We start from the raw sequence: 24,113 nt of genomic DNA on the forward strand, positions 1-24,113 counted from the left end.
CGGGGCGATGGTGACGACAGCCAGGTCGTCGTCACGGCGGGGGAGCCGGGGCGCCGGTCGCGCACTGGGAACCTGTGGACGGGCTACTTGCCCGACTGATCGGAGTGTGCGGAGAATCGGCCTCCGCCCCGGTGGTCTGCGGACGGTGCGGATCGAGGAGGAGGGTCCGTCCGAGGGAGCGGAGTCCTGCGTTTCCGATCTGTGCGGGTCGACGGCGTGCTGACCCTGTGCGGCGACCTGAAGGGCAGCGATGCCTGCTGAGGAAGTGGCGCCCACGGTCGATGGCGTCCCGGCCCGCTCACAGCCCGAGAGGCGACCGAGCGGTCCGACGACCACGCCTGCCGACGAGCACGTTCAGCAGTGGACCGAGAACACGCCCCGGGGAACGCGCCAGGAGCGACCCTGGACGACCCTGTGGCGATCCCGGGAACTGATCGGCTACTTCGCGCTGCGCGACATCAGGCTCCGCTATCGCCAGGCGTTCCTCGGGGTCGTGTGGGTCCTCGCACAGCCCGTGGCGAGTGTCGCGGTGTTCACGGTCGTCTTCAGCCAACTGGCCGGGGTCAGCAGCCAGGGAGTGCCCTACCCGGTGTTCGCGCTGGTGGGCATGGTCACCTGGACGTACTTCTCCAGCGCCGTCCTCCTGGGCAGCAGCGTCCTGGTGAACAACGCCAACCTCATCAGCAAGGTCTACTTCCCTCGCATCGCCGCACCGACGGCCGTCTTGCTGCCGCCCGGGCTGGACCTCGCAGTGTCCCTGGTCCTGGTGGCTGCTGCCTGCGTCGTCTACGGCGTCGAGCCGACGCTGCACCTGCTGGCCGTGCCCGCGTGGCTCCTCCTGCTCGGCGCCACCGCGTTCGGCATGTCGCTGTGGCTGTCGGCACTCAACGTCAGGTACCGGGACGTGCAGCAGGCGGTGGCGCCGGTGCTGCAGGTGTGGTTCTTCGCCAGCCCGGTGGCCTACCCACCCACGTTGCTCGAGGGGTGGCACGAGCTGGTCTACGCGGTCAACCCGATGGCGGGCGCGATCGCGCTCGGGCGCTGGTCGTTGGTGGGTGCCCCCTGGCCGGGCTGGTCGCTGGCGGTGTCCGCGACGTCGGCTGTCCTGGTCCTCGTGGGAGGGCTCGTCTACTTCGGCCGGGCCCAACGGTCCTTCGCCGACGTGATCTGAGTGGATCGCATCCAGTTCGACCGGGTGAGCAAGCGGTACGTGCTCGGGGAGCGCCGGAACGCACGGGAGGCGCTGATCGCAGCCGCCCGGAGTGCGGTCCGGCTGCGTCGCGAGGGTGCAAAGGAGCTCTGGTCGCTGCGCGATGTCAGCTTCACCGTCGCAGACGGTGAGTCCGTGGGCATCGTCGGTCGAAACGGTGCCGGCAAGAGCACCATCCTCAAGATCCTCACCGGTATCACCGTCCCCACGCAGGGCACCTCGCGCACCCGCGGCCGGGTGGCGGCGCTGCTGGAGGTCGGCTCCGGGTTCCACCCGGAGCTGACGGGCCGCGAGAACGTCTATCTCAACGGGGCGATCCTGGGGATGTCCCGCCGGGCCATCACCCGGGCCTTCGACAGCATCGTCGACTTCTCGGGCGTCGAGCGGTTCCTGGACACGCCGGTCAAGCGGTACTCCAGCGGCATGTACCTGCGGCTGGCCTTCGCGGTGGCAGCCCATCTGGAGCCGGACGTCCTGGTGGTGGACGAGATCCTGGCGGTGGGGGACGCCGAGTTCCAGCGCAGGTGCGTGGGACGGATGGCCGAGGCCGAGCGAGAAGGCAGGACCGTGGTGTTCGTCAGCCACGACCTCGGCGCCCTGACGCGGTTGTGCGGGCGGGCGATGTGGATCGAGGCGGGTCAGCTGCGCGCCGAGGGGGCAACCCGGGACGTCCTCCGCGAGTACCTCTCGTCGGGGCTGCGCGCACCGGACGGCGAGGCCCTGATCCGCTCGGGCGCCCTGACCGTGAGCAGCGTGCGGGTTCAGGCCCCCAACGACCCGCAGGTCACCGCGCTCCTGCGAGAGGACGGCGTCCGGGTTGAGGTGGACTTCGAGCTCGCTGAGAAGATCCCCGGGCTCGACCTCGCGCTGTACGTCACCACGCAGGGCGGCATCCGGGTCGTCGACGAGGTCCTGAGCGACCGAGGGCCACGGCCGCTCTCCGCCGGCCGGCACCGTGCGGCTCTGACCATCCCCCCGGTCCTCAACGTCGGGGACTTCACCGTCGGCATCTGGTTCGGTACGGCCCACGAGGAACTGATCCACGAACCGGCCGCGGCGTCCTTCGTCCTGCACGGCAGCGACCAGGACCGTCCCGAGCGGCTGCTCGTCCTGGACCTCCCGCTCGACGTCCGGGACCTCAGCGATCCGAGCTGAGCGGCTTGTTGGCGCGCACGGCGATCAGCATGGGGAACTGGGGGTCGACGACCTCCAGTTCGTGCGAGCGCAGCTCGGGAAGGCCGATGCCCTCCAGGAAGGCGACGCTGGTCAGGACGTTGCCATAGGACCTCACCTCGACGTTCTCGGCGCCGAACTCCTCGCCCATGAGGCGCGAGGCCGAGAGAGGGGTCAAGGCCCAGTACCAGGTGGCGGCCCATTCATCGGCACCGATCGGGCTGATGCCCGGGAAGGTGGCCAGCAGGACACCGCCGGGACGGAGGATGCGGTGCAGGGTCCGCGCGGCCGCCGGCAGGTCGTACACCATCTGCAGCACCTGGGTGAGGACGACGCAGTCGAAGGCATCCGACGGCAGGCCCGGTGCGTCCGCCAGGTCCGCGACGAACGTGGTCTCCGGGAACCCGCCGCGCACGTTGAGCACGTCCGCATGCGTCACCCGGTCGCCGCCGAACCGCCGGGTGTACTCCGCATCCCCGACCTCGAGCACGCGCCCGGCGATGACCGGGGAGTTCTCCTGCAGGAACCGCTCGATGTAGAACCGGTCGATCGGGCCTCCGCGGTCGTACCCGAAGGCTCGGCTCAGCGGCTCGACGTGGCGCAGCGAGCCCATGCGCACCGGAGCCATCGAGCGAGCCCTGCGCCGCACGCCTCGGAGGACCCACATGACCCGCTCTGGCAGCCGTCGCACCACCCCGGCTCGGACGCGGCTCCACCGGTAGGAGCCGCTCCGTTCGTACGGGGCCATGGCGGCCTCCAGCGCTGCTCGGAGTTCCGGGTCGTCACCCGTCGGCGTGGTCGGCAGGTATGTCTCGAGCCACCGGAGGAAGCGCTCCATGCTCGCGTTGGGGGAGGACGGGTGGTATGTCCCGTCCCGCATCGCCCTGGCGCTGGTCGACCCGGGGTGCTGTCGGTAGTAGGCGGTCCTGCTGCCGCTGATGACCGCCGGCGCCGTGGTGTGCACCGTCGCCAGCAGTGCCTGGTCCTCGAACATCGTGGTGAAACGTCCGTCGACCCGCCAGGCCTCGGGGAGGAGCGAACGGCGGATCAACAGGCTGCAGGTCGGGGTGCAGTAGGCGCCGCGACGCAGGATCGCGGTCAGCATCCCCGGGGGGCTCACGACGGTCCCCGAGGGCCATGGAGTGGGGAGCCAGCGATCGGTGGCCGTGGGGTCGTCCCAGGTGAACCAGTCGAACGCCTGGCCGCAGACGAGTCCCGCTTCGGGGTGGCTCCTCAGGAGCGCGACCTCGTGGGCGAGGTGCTCGGGGGCCCAGACGTCGTCCGCGTCGAGGAACGCGACGAGCTCGCCGGTAGCGGCGGCGAGGCCGAGGTCCCGGGTGGCGGCTGTCCCCCGGTGCGCGTGCCCGCGGTGCTCCAGGTACCGGACCCTCGATGGCTGCTGGGCCGCCCACCGCTGGGCGATGGCCGTGCTCGCCGGCGCGGACCCGTCATCGCAGAGCAGGAGTTCGACGTCGGCGTGGGTCTGTGCCAGGACGCTGGCGATGGCGTCGTCGAAGTAGTCCACGGCATCCCAGAAGGGCATCACCACCGACACCACGGGGGACGGCTCGGCCACGGTCATCCCGGCAGGGTGGTGAGCTCGAGGCCACGCGACCGGATGCTCTCCACGATCACCGGGAGCGCGTCGATGGTGGCGCTGCGATCCCTGGCCGCTGGGTCCCAGGGTTGCTCCACCCAGTCGTGGAGGAGCACCACGTCTCCTGAGTCCGCTCCGCCGGCCACGGACACGATCGCGTCGACGGTCACACCGGCCTGCCAGTCACCCGGGTCCACGGACCACAGCCACGGGGACAGGCAGCGCTCCCTCATCACGGCGGCGGTGCCGAGGCTCAGGTAGCCGTAGGGAGGGCGGAACAGAGAAACGTCTGCCGAGACGACGTCCTCGATCGAACGCCGCCCCTCGCGGTACTCACGTCTGAGGAGGATGGGTGACGTGTGGTCGTCCGCCGGGTGCGACAGGCTGTGCGAGCCGATGACGTGGCCTTCGGCGAGAGCGCGGCGGACGATCTCGGGGTGGGACCGGGCGTTGAGTCCGACGCAGAAGAAGGTCGCCTGGACGCCGAGTGCCGCGAGCTGGTCGAGCACCCGCGTCGTGGACTCGGGGTGGGGGCCGTCGTCGAACGTCAGGGCCACGGTCCCGTCGGGGACCCGGCGGTGGACACCGGCGAGCCGTTCGGGCACGGATCCCCACGCGTGCTGAACGCCTCTCCGAGCTCTCGCGGCCATTGCCCTCGGGCTGTACACATGCGCCTCCAGGATGCCCTGAGCGGCGGACGATACCGCCCACCGCCGGCGGGCAGCGGTGTCACCACGTCGGCACGAGCCTGTGCCCACCGGCGCGCGGGGACGGACCCGGGACACGGGTGCTCTGGCCTGAGCCCGTGCCGCACGGGTGCGCAGCGACCTGCCGGACAGCCATCAGGCCCGTGGACGGACAGGGTCGAGGGCGAGCGACCATCTGGCGGTCCACACCCGTGCTCTTCTACCGTGCCCGGGGACGGGGGCCGACCCCTCCATGCCTGGGAAGGGACGACGTCCATGAGGATCTCCGTCATCGGTTGCGGTTACCTGGGTGCGGTCCACGCGGCGTCGATGGCCGAGTTGGGGCACGAGGTGGTCGGGGTCGACGTCGACCGGCCGAAGGTCGAGGCCCTGCAGCAGGCGAGGGCCCCGTTCTACGAGCCGGGGTTCGAGGCGCTGCTGGGCCGGGCGCTGGCCTCGGGGCGGCTGCGGTTCAGCGCCGACGTCAGCGACGCCGCCGGATCGGTGGTCCACTTCCTCTGCGTCGGCACGCCGCAGAAGCGCGGGGAGTACGCCGCGGACCTCCGGTACGTGGAGGCTGCGGTCGAGTCCCTCCTGCAGGTGCTGGCCCCCGGCGACCTCGTGGTCGGGAAGTCGACGGTGCCGGTGGGGACGGCGGCCAGGCTCGCGGAGCTGGTGACCGGAAAGGTCCCCGGCGCGATGCTCGCCTGGAACCCGGAGTTCCTCCGCGAGGGCTACGCGGTGGCCGACACCCTGCACCCCGACCGGCTGGTCTACGGCCTGTCCGCCGAGCCCGAGGGGGAGACCGCCCGGGCGCTGCTGGACCAGGTGTACGCCCCGATCGTGGCCGCCGGCACCCCGCAGGTGATCACCGACTACGCCACCGCGGAGATGGTGAAGACCGCGGCCAACTCCTTCCTGGCCACCAAGATCTCCTTCATCAACGCCATGGCCGAGCTGTGCGAGGCCACCGGCGCCGACGTCAAGCAGCTCGCCGACGCGATCGGGCACGACGACCGGATCGGCCGCAAGTTCCTCAACGCCGGACTCGGCTTCGGCGGGGGCTGCCTGCCCAAGGACATCCGGGCGTTCATGGCCCGCGCCGGCGAGCTGGGCGCGGACCAGGCGCTGACCTTCCTGCGCGAGGTCGACAACATCAACATGCGCCGGCGGATCCGGATGGTGGAGCTGGCCCGCGAGGTCTGCGACGGTTCCCTGCTCGGCAAGCGGGTCGCGGTGCTGGGGGCGGCGTTCAAGCCCGAGAGCGACGACATCCGTGACTCCCCGGCGCTCAACGTCGCCGCCCAGCTGCAGCTGCAGGGTGCCGTCGTCCTCGTCACCGACCCCGCCGCGCTGGACAACTCCCGCCGCGAGTGGCCGCACCTGGACTTCGCCGAGACGCCGGAGGAGGCCGCGGACCGGGCCGACGCCGTCCTGCTGCTGACCGAGTGGCAGCAGTACCTCGAGCTCGACCCCGTCGCCTTCGGGCGGGTCGTGCGCCAGAAGCGCGTGCTCGACGGTCGCAACGCCCTGAGCCGCCAGCAGTGGATCGCGGCCGGCTGGTCGTACCGGGCTCTGGGGCGTCGGGGGACCTGACGGCGTCAGGCCAGTCGGCCCCGTGCTCTGCCGCTCACACCCACGACGACCCCGCTCACACCCACGACGACCCCCTCGACGCGCCCAGCACCGTGATGCCTGACGCGAGCAGCGATCGCCGGGTTCCACCAGTCCGTCGGACCCCCGTCCGGGTCCGCCGCCGGGCGCCGCGTGCGGCGTCGGACACGGGGGGACCAACAGGGAGCGACACCTCGCCTGATCGTCCTGCAATAGCCCATCGGAATGGTGCAGATTGACGATCGATCAGCTTGTTGATCAATGTGAGCGGAATGCAATCCACCGCGTTTCGCCACGAATCGTCCCGAGACATCGACGACCTGTGCATGGTGACGCGAGAATTGACAATTAGTGAACAATGGGGGACCGATGGGCCTGTTCCGTGTCGCCCGTCTGCTCTAACTTCCGCAGAGCAGGCCGGGCACGTTGGCGTGTCGCTGAGCAGGGGGGCGTCATGGTGGGTGGGTCGGCGGAGGGTGACGTCCTCGTCGTCGACGAGGTCGTCGCTGTCCTGGTCGAGAGCCGGCTGAAGGAGGCGATGCACGAGATCCGTCAGCCGTTGGCGGCCGTGCTCGCGCTCTCCGAGGTGGCACGCACGAGTCCTGGCGTCCCGGCCGACGTGCGGCGATGTCTGGACCGGATAGCCGAGCAGGTCAAAGAGGTGTCCGACGCAGCGTGGAGCGTGCTCGGTGCCCGCGTCGACGACGCGGCGGAGAAGTCCACACCCGTGGACGTCGACGAAGTGCTCGAGTCGGTGTTCACGGCGTTCGACCTCACGTGGAGCGGCACGCTGACCCGCCAGGGAGTTGGCGGCGGCCTCGTCTGCGCCCACGACCGGGTCATGCTCCGCCGCTGCCTCGTGAACGTCATCGACAACGCCACCCGGGCAGCGGGGCCGCAGGGCCGCGTGCTGGTCACCGTGCGCCGGAGCCCCACGCAGATCCGGGTCTTCGTCGACGACAGCGGCCCGGGCTTCGGGCGCGTGCCCAGTGGATCCGGAACAGGGTTGCTGCTCACCCGAGCCGCGCTGCAGTCGATCGGCGGCAACCTCACCGTCGGCCTGGCCTCGAGGTTCGGCGGCGCCCGCGTGGTGCTGTCCCTGCCGGCCGCCGGCCAAGGTGGTCCCGAGTTCCGTGCCGGGCACGGACGGCGGGGGGAGGTCGTCTCCCGTGCGACTGGTGCTCTGTGACGACCACAGGCTGTTCATCGAGTCGCTGGCCACGGTGCTGGCTCGGCGCGGGCACGAGGTCGTCGTCACGCACTCGCCCGATCAGGCGCTCCTGATCGGCCGGGAGATCCGCCCCGATGTCTGTGTCATCGACCTCAGATTCCCGGACGCCAACGGTCTGGATGCGGTGCCCCTGCTGCGGGTGCGCCTGCCCTCCTGCGCGGTCGTCGTCCTGTCCGGGTCCAGTGATGTGGCAGATGAATCGGCCGCCCTCACGGCGGGGGCCGCCGGCTTCCTGCGCAAGGACCTGGCGATCAGCACGATCATCGAGGCCATCGAACGGGCGGGGCGCGGGCGGAGGCTCGCACCGCTCGCCCAGCCTCGCCGGCCGGTCGCATCCGCCGAGCACCTCCGGGTCCGTCGTCTCGTCGAGGCGTTGACGGCCAGGGAGAGGCAGGTGCTTCGCAGCCTCGTGGAGGCGGAGGACACCGCCGCCATCGCCCACACGCTCGGGGTGGCGCAGAGCACTGCCCGGACCCACCTCCAGAACGTCCTCCTGAAGCTGGGGGTACACACGCGTCTGCAAGCCGTCACGCTCGTGGCCGACGCCGGTCTGGCGGACCAACTGTGATCGTCCACTACTGCAGTTGGCGTAGGGCCATGTCCGCTCCCTGCGGGTCGACGGGGGAGGGCGACTGACTCAGCATTCGGCCATGCGAGACACTCGCGTGCTCCTCGCCGACGATCATCGATCGTTCGCCGAGGCGCTCGGGCTGCGATTGGATGCGGAGCCGGGCTTGCGCGTGGTCGGCGCCGTCGTGGACCCCGCGGCGGCGCTGAGCATCGTGCGGGGACGTCCGGTCGACGTGGCCGTCCTCGCCGTCGAGTCGATGCACTGCACCTTCCTGACCCTGGCGGATGAGCTCGTCGAGGCCCGTCCGGGCCTCAAGCTCGTCGGAGTGACCGGGGTGGACGACCCCGCGGTCCTGGCGCGTGCCGTTCGCGTGGGCTTCCGCGGCTGGGTCCCGAAGGACGTGGGCATCGACTCGTTGCTCGACGTCATCCACGGTGTCGTCCGCGGTGAGACGTGCATCCCGCCGTTGCTCCTGACCTCGCTGCTGCACACCCTGCTGACCGAGGAGGAAGAGGCGCGCGCGGCGCAGCGTCCGCTGTCCTCCCTGACCGTCCGCGAGCGCGAGGTGCTGCGCGCCATGTCCAGCGGGGCCAGCCGCATGGAGATCGCGGAGCTGCTGGCCATCTCCCCGAACACCGTGCGTACGCATGCGCAGAGCATCCTGACGAAGCTGGAGGTCCACACCTCGCTGGCGGCGGTCATGATCGCGCGGCGTGCCGGCCTGCTCTGACCGCGCATCCTCGCTCGATACGGACTGCGGTCGAGCGGTGACGCACCGATCGCCACGCGGGCGAACTCCGTCGTCGTGCGTAGATCCTCTCGTCTCCCCGGCGGATCCGGCCGCACGACTCGCTCCCTAGCGTCACTCCCGAAACGTGCCGGTAGAGGCGGGGGGACGACGAGATGAGATGCGTAGTCACCGGAGCCGCGGGCTTCATCGGGTCACACCTGGGCGAGCACCTCCTCGAACACGGCCATGACGTCGTCGGCATCGACTGTCTGACCGACTACTACGAGCCACGGATCAAGGAAGCCAATCTGGGCCCGTTGCAGGGGCACCCGCGGTTCACCCTGCACCGGGAGGACCTGCTCACGGCACCGCTGCCCGACCTCTTCGCCGGCGCGGACACGGTGTACCACCTCGCCGGCCAGCCCGGCGTACGGCCCTCATGGGGAGCCCACTTCGCCGACTACGCGGTCCGCAACGTCCTCGCCACGCAGCGGGTGCTCGAGGCGGCGCGCTCGGTCGAACTGGGCAAGCTCGTCTACGCATCCAGCTCCAGCGTCTACGGCAATGCCGAGACCTACCCCACCGTCGAGACGCTCCGCCCACAGCCCGTGTCGCCGTACGGCGTCACGAAACTGGCCGGGGAGCACCTCTGCGAGCTCTACCGGATGGGCTTCGGCGTTCCGACCGCGTCGCTGCGGCTGTTCACCGTCTACGGCCCGCGACAGCGACCCGACATGGCGTTCAGCAGGCTGGTGTCGGCCGCCGTCCACGGGACCCGGTTCGAGCTGTACGGCGAGGGCACGCAGACCCGGGACTTCACCTTCGTCGCCGACGTGGTCCGGGCGATGTCCGACGTCGCCCGGTCCGACTTCACCGGTGTGGCGAACATCGGCGGCGGCAGCCGGACCTCGATGAACGAGGTCATCGACATCGTGTCCGGGCTGGCCGGGAGCATCGAGGTCCATCGGCTGCCGACGCAGCGCGGCGACGTCCGCGACACCGCCGCGGACACCCGGGTGGCGTTCGAGGGCTTCGGCTACGTGCCCACCGTGAGCCTGACCGAGGGGCTCGCCTCGATGGTGGAAGCCGAGCGCCTCGCCGGCGTCGCGGCCTGACGCAGACGCCACCGTGACGACTGACGTGGGCGGTGCTGAGACACCGCCGGTTGTGACGAGGTCCGCACGCCGGCCGCCTGCTGCCACGGGCGCGCCGGCGGGGGCGTCCCAGGTCTTCGAGCGGAGCCGGGCCCGGCGCACCGCCTTCTGGCTCCCCACGGTGACCCTGCTGGTCGTCGACGTGGTGGCGTTCACGGCCGCGATGACGCTGACGGGTACGGGGAGCCTGAAGACGCTCACGCTCCTGGTCCTGGTGGTGGCCTTCTTCGCGTGCGGGGACCTCTACCGGCCCCGCCTGTCCCTGTCGGTCCTCGACGACGGTCCCGCCATCCTGGGGCGGGCCCTCGCCGCAGGAGCGGGCGCCATGGTGCTCGGTGGGCTCGGCGACGGGATCGCGGGCACTGCGCGACTGCGGACCGCCGTGGTCTTCGGTGTCCTGTGCCTGTTCGGGCGCTTCGCCGCCTACGCGGGCATCCGGTGGGCCCGCCGCCGCGGGAAGCTGCGGCAGCGCACGCTCGTGCTGGGTGCCGGCCGGGTGGCCGGGACCCTGGTGGCCAACCTGCTGGCACATCGCCAGTACGGCCTCGAGCCGCAGGGCATGGTGGACGACGACCCGCTGCTCGGTGAGGACGAGCGGCCGGTGCCCATCCTGGGGCGCTACGACGACCTGTCCCGCGTCGTGCTCGAGCACGCGATCGACGTCATCATCGTCACGTACGGCTCGGTCCGTGAGCCCTCCGTCGTCGGCATGCTCCGCACCTGCGATCGGCTCTCCTGTGAGATCTACTTCGTCCCCCGCCTGTACGAGGTGCACACGGTGACCCGGGAGACCGAGGTCCTCTGGGGCATCCCTCTGCTCCGCATGCGCCGGGCCCCCTTCCGCAGCCGGATCTGGATCGGGAAGCGGATCAGCGACGTCGTCATCTCGGCGACGGCGGTCGTGGTCCTCGCCCCGGTCCTCCTGATCTGCGCCGCGCTGTCCTGGTGGGAGACGAAGTCGGTCCTCTTCCGCCAGACCCGCGTGGGACTCGACGGCCGCCCCTTCACCCTCCTCAAGTTCTGCACCATGCGGCCCGCCGAGCAGTCGGAGGCCGCGACCCGCTGGAACATCGGCGCGGACAGCCGCGTGCACGCGGTCGGGAGGTTCCTCCGGCGGACCTCGCTGGACGAGCTCCCCCAACTGTGGAACGTCCTGCGCGGCGACATGAGCCTCGTCGGGCCCCGGCCGGAGCGGCCCTACTTCGTCGACGAGTTCACCCGGCAGTTCCCCTGGTACTGCGCGCGGCACCGGGTGCCGGTCGGGTTGACGGGCTGGGCGCAGATCCACGGGCTGCGCGGCGACACCTCGATCGGTGACCGCGCGGCCTTCGACAACTTCTACATCGAGAACTGGTCGATGTGGGGGGACATCAAGATCCTCATACGAACGGCAGGGCAGGTCCTCAAGGCGGCCGGTCGATGAACGCCCGACACGGCGGCCAGGCCGCGGCCGCAGGCATGCCCTCTCCTCCCCAGGAGCGGCGCGGCTGCACCCGGGGCAGGGCTCGACAGGATGGGACGGCGACGTGGACCTGAACGACGCAGCACGGCAGATCTTCGCTCGTCACTGGGTGCTCATCGTCCTCCTGACGCTGGTCGGGACGGCGGTTCCGGTCGCCCTCGACCGCTACCAGGAGCCCGAGTACGTGGCGACTGCACGGATCACCTTCGGCGAGGACCCCCGCGACAGCCAGGAGGCGAAGGCCCTCGCGGATACCGTCGGTGCGCTCGCGACCAGCACCGAGGTGATGGCCGGCGCGCTCGACGCGGCGGGGGTGCCTCGCACGCACGGGGCCGTCGAGGACAACGTCCAGGTGAAGCCGGTGGGGAGCTCGGGCGTGCTCGCCGTCTCGGTCACCGACCGTGACCCGCGGGTGGCTGCCACTCTGGTCAACGCCCTCGCCGCCCGGATCGTCCAGGTCCGGGGCGAGGACCTCGTCGGGGACCGTCCGCAGACGATCGACGACCTCACGGCGCAGATCGACTCGCTCAACGCGCAGATCACCGACCTCGAGAACAGGCCGATCGTCCCGGACCTCACGGCCGCGCCACTGTCCCTGCAGCACGAGGACCTGCTGGCGCAGCGCACCAGCCTGCAGCGTCAGCGGCACGAGATCGACCAGGCGCTGGCGGCCATCCAGCTCCCGGAGGTCGTCGACGACTCGCAGAGCTCGGGCAACGCCGTGGACTCCTCCCTCCCGGCCCGGATCGCCGTCGGCGGACTCCTCGGTGTCATCCTCGGCATCGGCCTCGCCGCAGCCGTCGCGGCGCTGCGGCCGACCCTGAACCGGACCGCCCTGAGCCGGCGCCTCCGGGGTCCCCTCCTCGGGCGCCTGCCGGAGGCCCCGGGGGAGGAGGCGCCGGCCGAGGACCCGTGGCTCGTCCGGTACATCACGATCGCCGCGGAGAGGGCCGACGTGCAGTCGGTGCAGCTCGTCCCGGTGGGCCGACCGCCCGCGGACGTGAGTGGGCTGGCCCGCTGGCTGGACGGCCGTGACGGCGTCCAGGTCCGGCCGCTCGTCCTCCCGGGACCGGGCTCGAAGGGGACCTCGCCCGCGGCAACCGGTCGGGTGGACCGTGATGGCATCGTCGTCGTGGCTCCGGAGGTCACGCGGGTCGCGGACCTGGCGCCGCTCGAACGCCATCTGCAGCTGACCCGGCGACCGGTCCTGGGCGTCATCACCTACCGCGGCAAGCCCGTCGACAGGCCGGACGTGGAGTCGGTGGACGCCGAGTACCGGACGTCGGCGGTGGAGCGGGACGCGGCGCCCACCGGCACCTCGGCCTCCTAGGCGGCGCCGTGGTCGTGCAGTGGGAGGCTCGCGGCGCCGGTCAGGTACGGGTCCCGACGAGCGGTAGGCACCGCGGCGGCTGGCATCCGCCCGGCGGGCCGGGCCGCGTGGTGCTCTTCACGCTCGCCCTCGGCCTGGGCCTGGCCGCGCTGGTCAACCCGAAGGGGCCCGGCCGGCTCGGGCCCGTCGACGTCGTCATGGCGGCCGGGATCGCCGCCGCCGCCCTGTGGGCACTTCGGGCCAGGGCCGCAGTCCGGGTGCCGTACGCGCTCCCCATGGCCGGCCTGATGACGGCGGGTCTCATCGCCGCACTCTTCGGCCCGGCTCCCATGCGCGGCGTGCAGTCCGTGGTGCAGGAGGTCTTCCTGCTCCTCTGGTGTGCGGGGATCGCGACCGTCTGCTGCTCGCCGCGGGCCCTCGCATTCGCCCTGCGGGCCTGGGCGCTCACCGCGACCGGCTGGGCCGGGCTCCTGGTGGTCGCCGTCCTGATCGGCGAGCGCGCCATCTCCGGGGCGGGGACCACCGCGGGGGACGACCCGAACTACGTGGACGGCCTGTCGGAGACGGCCACTCGCGCCCGGCTGTTCTTCGACCACCCGAACATGGCCGGCAACTTCTTCATGATCGCTGTGTTCATCGTCCTGGCATCCGGTTTCCCGCGCGGGCTCGGCGCGCGGGTCGGGGCCTGCGGCGTCCTCGTCACCGCCATGTTCCTGACGGGTTCCAACGCCGCGCTGCTCTCGCTCCTGGTGGGGGTGGGGGCCACGTTCGGCCTGTACCTGTGGCGGCGCCGGGGGCTCGTGGTGGTCACGGCGGTCGCGGCGCTCACGTTCGGGGTGCTCGGCGTCGCCGTGGTCGAGGTCGCCCCGCTGGTGCTCGCGACCGCGGCCGACAGCGACAACGAGTTCATCCGGTACTCGGTCGGGCGCGGTGCACGCAGTGCGGAGGCGCGCGAGTCCCTCTTCTCCTCCCAGCTGGACCTCTACGAGCGAGGCAACCTGCTCGGCGTCGGCCCATCGAGCACCCGGGACGCGCTCGGCGCCGAGACGGCGACGACCGTGAAGCAGGCTCACAACGACTACCTCGCCACGCTCGTGGAGCGCGGCCCGATCGGCGTGCTCAGCCTGATCGGGTTGATCGGGGTCATCTGGCTGCGTGTCGCCCGCTTCGCCAAGGTCCGGCTACCGCCGCGGCTGCACACCGCGGTCCCGGTACCCGCGGCCCTGGCCGGGGCGTGCCTGGCCTTCGCCTGCACGGCGCTGACCCACGAGATCTTGCACTACCGCTGGCTGTGGTCTCTCCTCGGCATCGTGGCCGCCGTGGAACTGCTCGCTCGACGGGAGTCGGTCGACCCCCGCCCGCTCGATGTGACGGCCGTCCCCGGTGTCCGCTGACCTGCAGGCCACGAGTCCTCGGCAGCCCCACCCACGCCGACGGGGAGTCGCATCCAACTCGACGGCACAGCTGCTGTCGTTCGCGTTCCGCGCGGTCTCCGGGATCGGGGTCGTCGTCCTCCTGGCCCGGGCCGGCGGCCCCCACGACCTGGGCGTCGTGCAGTTCGCGCTGACCCTGACCTCGCTGCTCCCCTTCTTCTACGGAGTACCCGCTCTCCTCGCTCGCGAGGTCGCCCGGCGACCGGAGGACGCCCGCCGCTGGGTGGAGAAGGGCACCCTGCTCGCCGTCGTGTTCGGTGGGAGCTTCGTCTGCATGCTCGCCGGCGGTGCGCTGGCGTTGGGCGCGTCCCGGGAGACGGCGCTGACCGTGGGCATCGCGGCCCTGGGCATGGCCTTCGACGGCATCGCGCGCGTGCAGTTCGCGGCCTTCTGGGCCTGGGAGCGCATGGACGTCGAGACCCTCGTCACCGGCGTCCAGGAGACGGCGTACCTGGCCGGCACAGCCGCCGTCCTGGCCGCGGACGGCGGTCCGGTCGCCGCACTCGGCGTCTTCACCGCGTCCCGCGCGCTGGGCGCGCTGGGGGGATGGTTGCTCGTCGGTCGCCGGCTCGGTGGGCTGACCTGGCCGCGCGCGGAGCGTGGCTCGTTCCTGGCCACCGTCCGCCAGTGCACGCCGTTCGCGGTCAGCGACACCCTGACGCTGACCTATGCCCGCTTCGACTCGGTGATGCTCGGCATCTGGAAGGGGCCGGTACCCGTTGGCCTCTACCAGGCAGCCACCAACCTGGTGCTGTACTTCAACGTCGTCGCGCGCAGCGTCAACCGGGCGCTGTACCCGCGCATGGGCCGGGCATGGCCCGGCCGGCCGGACGAGTTCCGCCGCCTGCGGGACGTCTCTCTCCGGTTGATCGCGATGATCGCCGCACCTGTCACGTGCGGCTCCCTGCTGCTGGCCCCCCGGACGATCGAATTCCTCTACGGGGCCAGTTTCGCCCCGGCCGTCCTGACCTATCAGCTGCTGATCCTGATCATCCCCATCCGCATGGCGGGCAACACGATGAGCTTGTCTCTCGCCGCCACTGACCGGCAGCGGTCACGGACGATCGCCGTTCTCGGCGCCGCAGTGCTCAACATCGGGTTGAACGCCTACTTCATCCCGCGCTGGTCCTACCTGGGAGCCGCCATGACAACGGTGATCTGCGAGACGGGGGTGCTGATCGCCTACGCGCTGATCCTGCGCCGAGCCACCGGGCGGTCGAAGCTGTTCCGCGCCCACACCTGGCCGTTGGTGGCCTGTGCACCGATGGCGGCGGTGATCCTGGCGACCCCCGCGGCGCCATGGCCGGTCTCAGCGGTGGCTGGGGCCCTGGCCTACGCAGCGGCGGTGGCGCTGCTCGCGGTCGTCCGGGCGCCGGCACGCGACCGGCGCCGACCGGTGCGCGCCTTCGCCGGGCTGCTGGAGCTGGGGCGATGAAGCAGTTCGCGGCGGCGACGGCCCAGGGCGCGGTCTCGCGCGACGACCTGCCGACCTTCCTCGTCATCGGGGCGATGAAGGCAGGGACGACGAGCCTCTACCACTACCTGAAGAACCACGAGCAGGTGTTCATGTCGCGGATCAAGGAGCTCGACTTCTTCGTCACCGAGTCGAACTGGTCGCGGGGGATGGACTGGTACCGGCAACAGTTCAGCGGAGCAGGGGATGCCCTCGCCCGAGGCGAGGCCTCGACGCTCTACACGAAGTTCCCCGAGTACGGCGGGGTGCCGGAGCGCATCGCCTCCGTGCTGCCCGACGTCCGGTTGGTGTACGTCGTGCGTGACCCGATCGAACGGTTGCGCTCGCACTACCAGCACCGGGTCAAGAGCGGTGCCGAGCAGGCGCCACCCGAGGTCGCTCTCCTCGAGAACCCGATCTATCTCGCGACCAGCAGGTACGGCATGCAGGTGGAGCGCTATCTCGATCACTTCCCCCGGGAGCAGATCCTGATCGTGACCTCGGAGCGGATGAGGTCCGATCGGTCGGCCACCGTCCAGCAGGTCTACGAGTTCCTCGGGGTGGACCCCGACCGGATCCCACCCGGGCTCGACACGGAGTTCTATCGCACCGCGCAGCGCAGGTCCTACCCGCCGATCGTCTGGTGGGCCCGCCGCATGGCCAAGCGCCACGTGCCTCAGGCCAAGCGTGCCAAGGAGGTCGTGGACTCGTTGATGACCCGGCGGTCAGGAGGGACGGCGCACGGGGCCGGGGACCCCGAGGACGGGCCCCGCCCCGACGGCGCGGTCCTCGGTCCTGCGCTGCGGGCGCAGTTGGCCGACATGCTCCGGGACGACGTCGCGCGGCTGCGGCGCCACATGCCCGGGGACTTCGACGGATGGGGTCTGGCCTAGCTTTCGGCCTTGAGGTCAAGGGGCTCGTGCGGGCGTGCGTGAGCGGGCCGGGCACTTCGGTGTCCGGCCTCGTGCAGTAGCGCGGTGGTCGTTCCGGCGGTGGGGCCTGTTCGGCAGGCTGATGAGACGCCGTCGAGCGGCAGGGTTTCGTGTGCGCCGTGGGCGGCCCCAGGGCGAGCGGGCGGCAAGCTAGGTTGCGCCGTCGTGCGGCATAGCTTTCGCAGCCGTCACCGCTCGCTCTGGTGCCGGGCTCGACGGTAGCGCTGTTCGTCGAGGGGTTGTTGGGTCTTGAGCAGGGTGTAGGCCAGGCGGCAGGCGTGGCGGGCCAGGGCGATGCGTGCCGGAATGGGCCGCAGGCCGCGGGCGCGCAGCTCGCGGTGGCGGTCGATGAACGGGCCGCAGTGCTGGGAGAGGCCCCAGGCCAGGTTCATCAGCGCGTCGCGGTGTTCGGGCAGCCCTTGCCGGGAGATGGGGGTGCGCCGGTTGATCGTCGAGGACTGGTAGGCGCCTGGCGCCAGGCCGGTGGCGGAGTAGAGGTGCTCGGCGTCGGGGAACCGGTCGATGGGCAGGCTGAAGGCGGCGAAGGCCGCCGCTCGGGCGGTGGCCACTCCGGGCAAGGTGGTGAGCACCTGCCCGTCGCTGCCGGCCAGCAGGGCGGCGATCTCGCTGTCGACCGCGGCGATGTCGGCGGTCAGCGCGCGCCAACGGGCCATGCTGCGGCTCAGAGGGTGTTGGGTAACCGACCCGGCGCGGTCGGCGACGGACTGACTGGCCCTGTCTGCTGATCGGCGTGGCGGCGAGGTGGGCTGGGTGGCCGGGTGATGGTTCCGGTGGATGTGTGTCTGCAGTTGCAAGCCTCGCTATGCGACGTCGCTGACCGATCGGCAGTGGGCGGTGATCGCGCCGCTGCTGCCGGTCCGCGATCCGCGGCGTGGCGGGCGGCCGCTGAAGTACGACCGCCGGCTGGTGCTGGACACGATCCTGTACGTCCTGCGCACCGGCTGCGCCTGGCGGCATGTTCCGCATGATCTGGCGCCCTGGGACGCGGCCTGCCGCTGGTTCGCCGCGTGGACCGCCGATGGGACCTGGCGGTGCGTGCACGAGGCGTTGCGGGATCAGGTCCGTGAGCAGGAGGGACGCGCCCGGCAGCCCACCGCGGCGGTGTTGGATGCGCAGTCGGCCAAGAGCGCCGAGGGTGGGGAGGCGATCGGCTACGACGCCGGCAAACGGGTCCGCGGCCGCAAGAGGCATCTGCTGGTCGACACCGGCGGGCTGGTCTTGCACCGCGTGGTGCACTCGGCCGGCGTGCAGGATCGCGCCGGCGCCCGGCGCGTGCTGCACGCCCTGCACCAGCGGTTCCCCGCCCTGGAGTTGATCTGGGTCGACGGCGGCTACGCCAACGTCGTCGACACCGGCCTGCTCGACTGGGCGCAGCGCATCGAGCAGGTCGAACTCGTGGTCGTGCCCCGCAACGCCGACGTGCGAGGCTTCCAGGTGCTGCCCCGCCGGTGGGTGGTGGAACGGACCTTCGGCTGGTTGGCGAGGTGCAGACGGTTGGCCCGCGACTACGAACGCAAGACCGCCCACGCCGAGGCCATGATCGACGTGGCCATGATCCGGCTGATGGCCGCTCGATTGGCCGGTGAGGACATCGAGCCACACGGTCCCATCGAGACCGAAGCCGCCCGACGCCTCGCCGAAGACCTCAATCGGACCAAGTAGTCAGCCGGTTACCCAACACCCTCTCAGTCGGGCGGCTCGGGAGGCCGCGTCGGCCGGCGGCGGCAAACAGGTCCGCCACCGGGCGATCCAGAACTCCGCCTCGGGATCGCGGATTCGGCCGTGGGCTCGAGCTCGTAGCGACCGCGGTGAAGGTGGCCGGCCGGCGAGGGCGGCCGCGCAGTCGAGCACCGCCTGGCCGATGACGCTGTCGACCTGCAGCGCCCGGCCGTGCCCCTCGGCAGCGGCCAAGCCGGGGCACAGGGCGTGCAGCTGGTCGTGCAGTCGCTGCTGGGCCACCTTGTGCTCGCCGATCAGGCCGCGGCGATGCCGGACCGCGGCGGCCAGCGCGTCCTGCACCTGATCGGGCACCAGCCGGCCCTGGCCCTGGCGGGCCAGATAGGTCAGCGCGGCGCAGTCACGGTCGTCGGTCTTGAACCGCCGCGAGCCCAACTGCGCGCGGGCTGCGCTGGTCTCCGAGGGCGCGAACAGCCGCACCGATCCGGGAAAACGCTGGTTGAGTTCCCGCATCCAGGCCTGGTGCAGACCGCCGGTCGCCTCGATGGCGAAAACCGGACGAGCGGGCCCGCTGTGGTCGACGACCAGCTGGTGCAGTTGCTCCAGCCCTGGTCGCAGCACCGGCAGAGACAGCGGCGGCACCACTTCACCCGTCGCGCCGGTGCTCAGCCAGACCCGGTTGCTGACCTTGCCTGGGTCGATCGCGACTACCAACGTCGACGCCGGAAGCGCCTCCTGCAGCAAGCCCACGACAGCCTCCCGTCCACTACGGAAACGTCGTCAGGACGCTCCCCCGGGAACGGGGTCAACGGCTATCAGCTAGGGGTGCCCGGGTCGCCGGGAGCTCGCGGTCTCCCGGTGGCCGGTGAGCGCGCCGACGACGACGGACCGGTAGGAGGCCGTGATCGACTCGCGTGACCAGCTGGACAGGTCTGCCTGCGGCTCGCGCACGGCGGCTCCCAACCAGCGCGCCACCTCGTCGGCGACCTCCTGGACGCTGCCGCGGGGGACCACCGATCCGGCCGCACCGAGCGCCAGGACCTCCCGGACCCCTTCGACGTCGAACGCGACGAAGGGCGTCCCCACCGCCGCTGCCTGCACCAGCACCTGGGGCAGGCCCTCCGCCTCGCTCATCAGCACGACGACGTCCGCGCCCCGCAGGGCCTCGTGGACGAGTGGCGGATCGGACAGGTACCCGGTGAGCACGACGCTGCCCTCGAGGTCCTGGGTGCGCAGCTCGTCGACCAGCCGGCCGCGCTCGGGGCCGTCGCCGACGACGAGCAGGCCGGGTGGACCGGGCAGCCGGTCGTGCAGCCGGCGCAGCAGCCGAGGGAGGAGCAGCGGGTTCTTGCGCGGCTCCAGGCTGCCGACGTAGCAGATCAACGGCCGTCCCGGCACCGTGCCGTACCGCTCGTCCAACCGGCGCCGTGCCTGGTCGCGCGGCGGCAGCTGCGCGGGCAGCGGCACGCCCGAGCGGACCACGTGCAGTCGGTCGGGGGGGACACCCACGTCGGCGAAACGCCGAGCGAGGTCCTCGCCGACGACGCAGTACGCCGTCGTCCGTGTGCCGAGCGCGCGCTCGAGGCGCGGGAACAGCAGGTTCTCGGCGCGCCCGTACCCCGGGCCGAAGCTGGCCATCGACAGCGAGTGCACGGAGGGCGGCCCGCCACGGGCGGCCGCTGCCGTCCTGGCCAGCACGCCGGCCTTCGACTGGTGTGTGACGACCAACGCGTACCGCCCTCGGCGGAGCAGACGCCAGAGCGCGAGCAGCGCTGCCGTGTCCTTCCACGGGACGACCTGCCGCACCAGCGTGGGCAGGACCGTCACCTGGTCGGCCCCCGTCTGTTCCCGTGCCAGATCGACGTCGGACTCGGCACCGAGGACCAGGTGGTGGCGGAGGTCCGGGAGTGCACGGATGAGGTCCTGCACCCGCCGCTCGGACCCGCCCCGCTGGTAGCGCGTGCAGACGTGCAGCGCGGGGGGGAGCGCTGGCCGCTCGACGTCGAGGGGATGCCGATCGTCCATGGGCACGTGCGCTCCCGTCCTCGGCGGCGGTCCAGGGCGGTGGAGCCTGGACCAGGCTGGTTCCGCCCGTGCAGTCTCGCGGCTGGGGCCCGCCGCCGGGGCGTCGTCACGTCCCCGGATCTGGGGAGCTCGGTCCCTCCGCCAGGAGCTGGTGCTGAGGCCGGCTCGCCCTCGGACTCAGGCGGGCGGGTGAGACCCGGCGCTCGCGGCGGCCAGCACGTGCTGCAGGAGCCGATCGCGGTCGTCCGACGTCTCCTCGGTGCCCCTGACGACGAACACCTCGTGCGGTCCCCCTGGCCCGGTCGCCCACCAGTCGACGAGCCGGTCGAGGAGGCGGACACCCCGCCGTAGCTCGTCCGACATCTCGGTGGTCGTCAGGGACTGCGTCCGACTGTGCTGGGACCGCCGTGCGGTCAGCCGCTCCAGGGCGAGCTCCGGTGACACGTGAGCGACCACCAGCAGGTCCGCGGGTGGGGCGAGGCGACGGGTGTCCACGGCGGCCAGGACCGGCTCCACGTCCCCCCGGAGGCCGACCGACCAGAGGGCCTGGACCACGCCTTCGTCGACGAGGCTCACGCCGCTCCGTGACACGGCCCGGGCGGTGACGTGCTGGGCCACCAGCCACTGGACCGCCCGGGCGGCGAGGTCCACGGGCCCGGACTGCCCCGAACGCACGATCGCGCGCAGGACACGACCGGCGCCCCGAGGGTCGGCCACCCCGGCGAGGCCGACCGCCACCGCCTTCCGGCCGAGCCTCAGGGGGACCGGTACGGCCGGTCCGAACGGCGCCTGCGGCAGGCGGACGCCAACGCCGTGCTGGCTGAGCTCCCTGGTCAGCCACCGGGTCAAGCGGCTCTTCCCGGATCCGGGTATGCCGGCCAACTCGATGGTGTACCCCGTCGTTCGTCCCGGGTCCGGCCCGGCCGGACCCCTCACAGGTTCGCCCAGACGAGCGCCCGCGCCTCGGCCAGCACGACCTCCGCCGGCCTGGACGCGTCGAGGACGGCGGCCCTGGTGCCGCTCCAATCGGCCGCGAACACCTCCGCCGAGCGGGGCCGGACGAATTCGGCGGGATCGACGCCCTGCTTCCGGGCGACCGCGGTGTCCGGGTCCACGCGGAGGACCACGAGCAGGTCCGGGTCGGCCATCGCGGCGTAGCAGCGCTGTTCGGCCGCCACCAGCCAGCGGTCCAGGGGAGACAGCCGTTCGAGCGGGACCCACCGCGTGCGTGAGCCGTCCATGAGCGTGACCTGGGGAAGGGGGAAGCGGTCGCACACGACGAGGTCCCCCCGTGCTGCCGCGGCGCGGGCGCGGCGGTGCTGGCGCCGGCGGTCCGCGGCCGTGACGAGCTGCCACAGCAGCCAGGTCCGGCCGGGGACGTGCTCGCTGAGCGCTTCCGAGGCGGGGTAGTTGGGCAGCCAGTCGCGGATCAGCCCGGCGCGCCGCGCAGCGACGATGCTGCCCTTGACCACCAGGTTCGCCGGTCCACGGGGCGGCTTTCCCAGGTGGACCACCCGGGTGTCGAGTGGTCCGTTGAGCCATCCGGACAGCCCCGTGACCATGGTCGACTTGCCCGCGCCGTCCCCGCCGACGACGGCGATGAGACTGCCCCCGGCCGTCAGGCGCTTGGTGTTGCGCTGCCCCAGCACGTAGTGGCGGGTCCCCCACTCCACACGCCGCCAGCACCGCAGCGCGGTGTCCGCCGCCGCGGGACGACGCATCAGCCCGGTGACCCCGGCGACGACGCGCCGGCCGGTGCGCAGCCGCCGTGCCAGGCTCGCGTCCCCGAGCAGGGCCCGGTGGTGCGCGGACCAGTCGCGCCAGCCGATCTGCGGCAGATGGATCTCGACGACCTCCCGCAGCCGGTCCTCGTCGACGGCGGCCTGCAGGTGGTGGAGCTCCCGCCGCTCACCGGGGGCCAGCGATGCCAGCCCGAAGGCCGCGGCGTCCCAGGTTCCGTGCTTGAGGGCGAGGCGGAGCACCAGCACCGCGAGCTCGAACTCGGGGGCGGGTACGGGGAACAGCGGCCCCTCGGTGCAGGACGCGAGGTAGGCGCGCTCCATCGGCACGCGGACGTTCTTGGTCGTGTCGTCGCCGAGCACCAGGTGGGCCTGGGCGTCGACGTGGACCAGCTTCCCCGAGGCGGCGTCGAACCCGTAGTAGTGCAGGACACCGGGGACTCGGCGGCGGGGCTTCGGCTGGGCCTGCTTGAACCCGGCCCCGACGAGCACCCCCAGGAACGTCTGGAGGTCCCGGCGGTCGACCAGGAGGTCCAGGTCGTTGACGCCGGATGCCGAGAGGTGCAGGACGTCGTTGCTCTTCCAGTGGCAGTAGGAGACACCGGCAGCACGCAAGCGGCTGCACAGGTCCACGACCAGGTCCAGGGGCGGGGAGACCTCGTCGGTCGCGGTTTCCCCGTCCGTCCGACCGACGGAAGCGGGCGCACCCGGCGGTTCCCACCGGGGACCCGGCTCGCGCCCGGCCCGCCCGTGCTCAGTGCTCATGTCTCTCCCCCCATGGGTCGCGCGGAGTGGACACATCCTGCCTGCTCGCTCGTCCTGCACAGCGGTCGTCGATCCCGGGTGCAGGCGGCGATCCCGGTCGCCGTCCTCACCGGCTGTGCCTCGTCGATGCGTGGGCGCGCTCGTTCCCCTCGACGGGGGGATCCGTTACGGTGCTGCGGACCGCGCTCCCCACATCGGGACTGGTGCGCATGCACGCCTTTCGGCGACGACCGGTGTCGCGGGCACGCGCGGGCCTGGCCGCGGTGCTGCTCCTGCTCTGCGCCTGCCAGTCCTCCACCGGTGGTCCGGGCGAGGACGGAGATGCGTCAGGCAGCGCTCCCCCCGCATCGACCGGCACCCCGGAGCCCATCCCCGGCCTCTCGGCCGGCGGTCCGATGCCCGGTGCGCAGTCGTGCGTCGCCCCGGGCCGGATCGTGAGCGCCCAGGCCGTGACGCGGCACCGGGACCAGTGGGTGGAGGACTCGCCGCCCGATGACGCCACCTTCGACCTGACCGGCACCACGTCGACGGCCTATCCGGCGACCGAGTCGGTGTTCGCGGTCGGCACGGACCGTCCAGCCGCGCGGACGTGCGTCATCGGGGGGGTCGTCCAGGGTCAGGCCGACGACGAGAAGACGTGGGACTACTACCACGACAAGTACAACGCAGCCTGTCTGAAGATCATCGCCACGGGCTGGATCCAGGTCCACGGACTCCGTTGCGACAACGTCGAGGACGGGATCAAGCCCCAGGAGTCGTCGGTCAACGCCAACGACACCCAGTTCCTCGTCACGGGTACCCACCTCACCCGCATCCGCGACGACTGCATGGAGAACGACTACACCGTCGGAGGGGTGCTCTACGACAACCTCTGGGAGCAGTGCAACACCGGCATCTCGGAGCGGCCGTCACGCGATCGATCGTGGCGCACCCCGCAGTCGGAGACCCTGGTCCTCGATCACATGCTGATCGGGCTGTACCAGACCCCCCACCGCGAGGACGGGGACGTCGTGATGGGGGAGAACGCCTTGTTCAAGTGGTCCGAGTCGGGCAACCGGGTCGTGATCAAGTGCTCGACGTTCATGGTCGACGCGGTGTCCCTGAACGGCACGGACGCCATGGCGTTCCCGCCGGGCACCGTCGTGGACGACTCCGGCTGCCCGGACGCCCCCTCGACGCTCGTGTGGCTCGGCGGCGGCGCGGAGTACCCCGCGTGGGCGGCCGGGATCCGGGTCGTCACCGATCCGGCGGTGTGGACCGCGGCCGTCGCCGCCTGGAAGGCAGCGCACGGCGAGGTGGGTGCCCGGTGA

The 24,113-nt window shown here is 71.8% G+C and carries 21 protein-coding genes; 14 read left to right on the top strand and 7 right to left on the bottom strand.

Features of this window, described 5'->3' with window-relative positions; genetic code table 11:
• Positions 1–250: 250 nt before the first annotated feature.
• Positions 251–1,171: an ABC transporter permease gene (locus HK417_RS00165; protein WP_222262125.1), complete on the top strand. Its 921-nt coding sequence runs from the start codon at positions 251–253 to the stop codon at positions 1,169–1,171.
• A complete protein-coding gene (locus HK417_RS00170) occupies positions 1,172–2,365 on the top strand; it encodes an ABC transporter ATP-binding protein (RefSeq protein ID WP_222262127.1) in 1,194 nt (397 codons plus the stop codon).
• Here the strand turns inward: HK417_RS00170 and HK417_RS00175 are convergent.
• Together HK417_RS00175 and HK417_RS00180 are read right to left on the bottom strand one after the other, a co-directional pair.
• Entirely contained in the window at positions 2,349–3,965 is a 1,617-nt protein-coding gene (locus HK417_RS00175) for a glycosyltransferase (RefSeq protein ID WP_222262129.1), read from the bottom strand. The genes HK417_RS00170 and HK417_RS00175 overlap by 17 nt on opposite strands.
• Positions 3,962–4,585: a polysaccharide deacetylase family protein gene (locus HK417_RS00180; RefSeq protein WP_222262131.1), complete on the bottom strand. Its 624-nt coding sequence runs from the start codon at positions 4,583–4,585 to the stop codon at positions 3,962–3,964. Before HK417_RS00180 ends, HK417_RS00175 begins: the two co-directional genes overlap by 4 nt.
• 357 nt (positions 4,586–4,942) lie before the next feature.
• Here HK417_RS00180 and HK417_RS00185 point away from each other — a divergent pair, with 357 nt between their 5' ends.
• The 10 genes from HK417_RS00185 to HK417_RS00230 all read left to right on the top strand — a co-directional run bounded on the left by HK417_RS00185 (position 4,943) and on the right by HK417_RS00230 (position 16,537).
• Positions 4,943–6,262 carry a UDP-glucose dehydrogenase family protein gene (locus tag HK417_RS00185; RefSeq protein ID WP_222262133.1) on the top strand — a complete coding sequence of 440 codons (1,320 nt, stop codon included), beginning with the start codon at positions 4,943–4,945 and terminating at the stop codon, positions 6,260–6,262.
• 472 nt (positions 6,263–6,734) lie between these two features.
• The gene (locus HK417_RS00190) at positions 6,735–7,469 is read left to right on the top strand and encodes a sensor histidine kinase (protein ID WP_222262135.1); all 735 of its coding nucleotides are present in this window, start codon (positions 6,735–6,737) and stop codon (positions 7,467–7,469) included.
• Positions 7,450–8,079, top strand: coding sequence for a response regulator transcription factor (locus tag HK417_RS00195; protein WP_222262137.1), 630 nt, complete (start codon positions 7,450–7,452; stop codon positions 8,077–8,079). Before HK417_RS00190 ends, HK417_RS00195 begins: the two co-directional genes overlap by 20 nt.
• Positions 8,080–8,161: 82 nt before the next feature.
• Positions 8,162–8,812, top strand: a complete 651-nt coding sequence (locus HK417_RS00200; protein WP_222262139.1) for a response regulator transcription factor — start codon at positions 8,162–8,164, stop codon at positions 8,810–8,812.
• Positions 8,813–8,985: 173 nt separating this feature from the next.
• The gene (locus tag HK417_RS00205) at positions 8,986–9,927 is read left to right on the top strand and encodes an NAD-dependent epimerase/dehydratase family protein (RefSeq protein ID WP_222262141.1); all 942 of its coding nucleotides are present in this window, start codon (positions 8,986–8,988) and stop codon (positions 9,925–9,927) included.
• A gap of 52 nt (positions 9,928–9,979) precedes the next feature.
• Positions 9,980–11,389, top strand: coding sequence for a sugar transferase (locus tag HK417_RS00210; protein ID WP_222262143.1), 1,410 nt, complete (start codon positions 9,980–9,982; stop codon positions 11,387–11,389).
• Positions 11,390–11,492: 103 nt separating this feature from the next.
• Positions 11,493–12,758 carry a hypothetical protein gene (locus HK417_RS00215; protein WP_222262145.1) on the top strand — a complete coding sequence of 422 codons (1,266 nt, stop codon included), beginning with the start codon at positions 11,493–11,495 and terminating at the stop codon, positions 12,756–12,758.
• 107 nt (positions 12,759–12,865) lie between these two features.
• A complete protein-coding gene (locus HK417_RS26270) occupies positions 12,866–14,152 on the top strand; it encodes an O-antigen ligase family protein (RefSeq protein ID WP_222262147.1) in 1,287 nt (428 codons plus the stop codon).
• Entirely contained in the window at positions 14,142–15,626 is a 1,485-nt protein-coding gene (locus tag HK417_RS00225; RefSeq protein WP_222262149.1) for a flippase, read from the top strand. Before HK417_RS26270 ends, HK417_RS00225 begins: the two co-directional genes overlap by 11 nt.
• Complete coding sequence (locus HK417_RS00230; RefSeq protein WP_222262150.1) at positions 15,623–16,537, top strand: sulfotransferase domain-containing protein; 915 nt, start codon at positions 15,623–15,625, stop codon at positions 16,535–16,537. Before HK417_RS00225 ends, HK417_RS00230 begins: the two co-directional genes overlap by 4 nt.
• Positions 16,538–16,764: 227 nt before the next feature.
• Here HK417_RS00230 and HK417_RS00235 read toward each other — a convergent pair whose 3' ends face one another.
• Positions 16,765–17,250 carry a transposase gene (locus HK417_RS00235; protein ID WP_222262152.1) on the bottom strand — a complete coding sequence of 162 codons (486 nt, stop codon included), beginning with the start codon at positions 17,248–17,250 and terminating at the stop codon, positions 16,765–16,767.
• Between the two features lie 121 nt (positions 17,251–17,371).
• Here HK417_RS00235 and HK417_RS00240 point away from each other — a divergent pair, with 121 nt between their 5' ends.
• Positions 17,372–18,259, top strand: a complete 888-nt coding sequence (locus tag HK417_RS00240; protein ID WP_222262155.1) for an IS5 family transposase — start codon at positions 17,372–17,374, stop codon at positions 18,257–18,259.
• On the opposite strand, the gene HK417_RS00245 is transcribed toward HK417_RS00240, so the two are convergent.
• The 4 genes from HK417_RS00245 to HK417_RS00260 all read right to left on the bottom strand — a co-directional run bounded on the left by HK417_RS00245 (position 18,260) and on the right by HK417_RS00260 (position 22,803).
• Entirely contained in the window at positions 18,260–19,024 is a 765-nt protein-coding gene (locus tag HK417_RS00245; protein ID WP_222262157.1) for an IS110 family transposase, read from the bottom strand.
• Between the two features lie 69 nt (positions 19,025–19,093).
• Positions 19,094–20,299: a glycosyltransferase family 4 protein gene (locus tag HK417_RS00250; protein ID WP_261325601.1), complete on the bottom strand. Its 1,206-nt coding sequence runs from the start codon at positions 20,297–20,299 to the stop codon at positions 19,094–19,096.
• A 177-nt stretch (positions 20,300–20,476) separates the two neighbouring features.
• Positions 20,477–21,148, bottom strand: a complete 672-nt coding sequence (locus HK417_RS00255; RefSeq protein WP_222262161.1) for a hypothetical protein — start codon at positions 21,146–21,148, stop codon at positions 20,477–20,479.
• Between the two features lie 83 nt (positions 21,149–21,231).
• Positions 21,232–22,803: a hypothetical protein gene (locus HK417_RS00260; RefSeq protein WP_222262163.1), complete on the bottom strand. Its 1,572-nt coding sequence runs from the start codon at positions 22,801–22,803 to the stop codon at positions 21,232–21,234.
• 233 nt (positions 22,804–23,036) lie between these two features.
• Between HK417_RS00260 and HK417_RS00265 the strand changes: the two genes are divergently transcribed.
• On the top strand, positions 23,037–24,113 hold the full coding sequence (locus HK417_RS00265) for a hypothetical protein (protein ID WP_222262165.1): 1,077 nt from the start codon (positions 23,037–23,039) through the stop codon (positions 24,111–24,113).

This window comes from Modestobacter marinus, assembly GCF_019799945.1.
Taxonomy (GTDB): domain Bacteria; phylum Actinomycetota; class Actinomycetes; order Mycobacteriales; family Geodermatophilaceae; genus Modestobacter; species Modestobacter marinus_B.

Coding starts and splice junctions, on each gene's coding strand:
- HK417_RS00165 (WP_222262125.1), top strand. CDS start 251: ATGCCTGCTGAGGAAGTGGCGCCCACGGTCGATGGCGTCCCGGCCCGC.
- HK417_RS00175 (WP_222262129.1), bottom strand. CDS start 3,965: ATGACCGTGGCCGAGCCGTCCCCCGTGGTGTCGGTGGTGATGCCCTTC.
- HK417_RS00185 (WP_222262133.1), top strand. CDS start 4,943: ATGAGGATCTCCGTCATCGGTTGCGGTTACCTGGGTGCGGTCCACGCG.
- HK417_RS00190 (WP_222262135.1), top strand. CDS start 6,735: ATGGTGGGTGGGTCGGCGGAGGGTGACGTCCTCGTCGTCGACGAGGTC.
- HK417_RS00200 (WP_222262139.1), top strand. CDS start 8,162: ATGCGAGACACTCGCGTGCTCCTCGCCGACGATCATCGATCGTTCGCC.
- HK417_RS00205 (WP_222262141.1), top strand. CDS start 8,986: ATGAGATGCGTAGTCACCGGAGCCGCGGGCTTCATCGGGTCACACCTG.
- HK417_RS00230 (WP_222262150.1), top strand. CDS start 15,623: ATGAAGCAGTTCGCGGCGGCGACGGCCCAGGGCGCGGTCTCGCGCGAC.
- HK417_RS00235 (WP_222262152.1), bottom strand. CDS start 17,250: ATGGCCCGTTGGCGCGCGCTGACCGCCGACATCGCCGCGGTCGACAGC.
- HK417_RS00240 (WP_222262155.1), top strand. CDS start 17,372: ATGTGTGTCTGCAGTTGCAAGCCTCGCTATGCGACGTCGCTGACCGAT.
- HK417_RS00250 (WP_261325601.1), bottom strand. CDS start 20,299: ATGGACGATCGGCATCCCCTCGACGTCGAGCGGCCAGCGCTCCCCCCC.
- HK417_RS00260 (WP_222262163.1), bottom strand. CDS start 22,803: ATGAGCACTGAGCACGGGCGGGCCGGGCGCGAGCCGGGTCCCCGGTGG.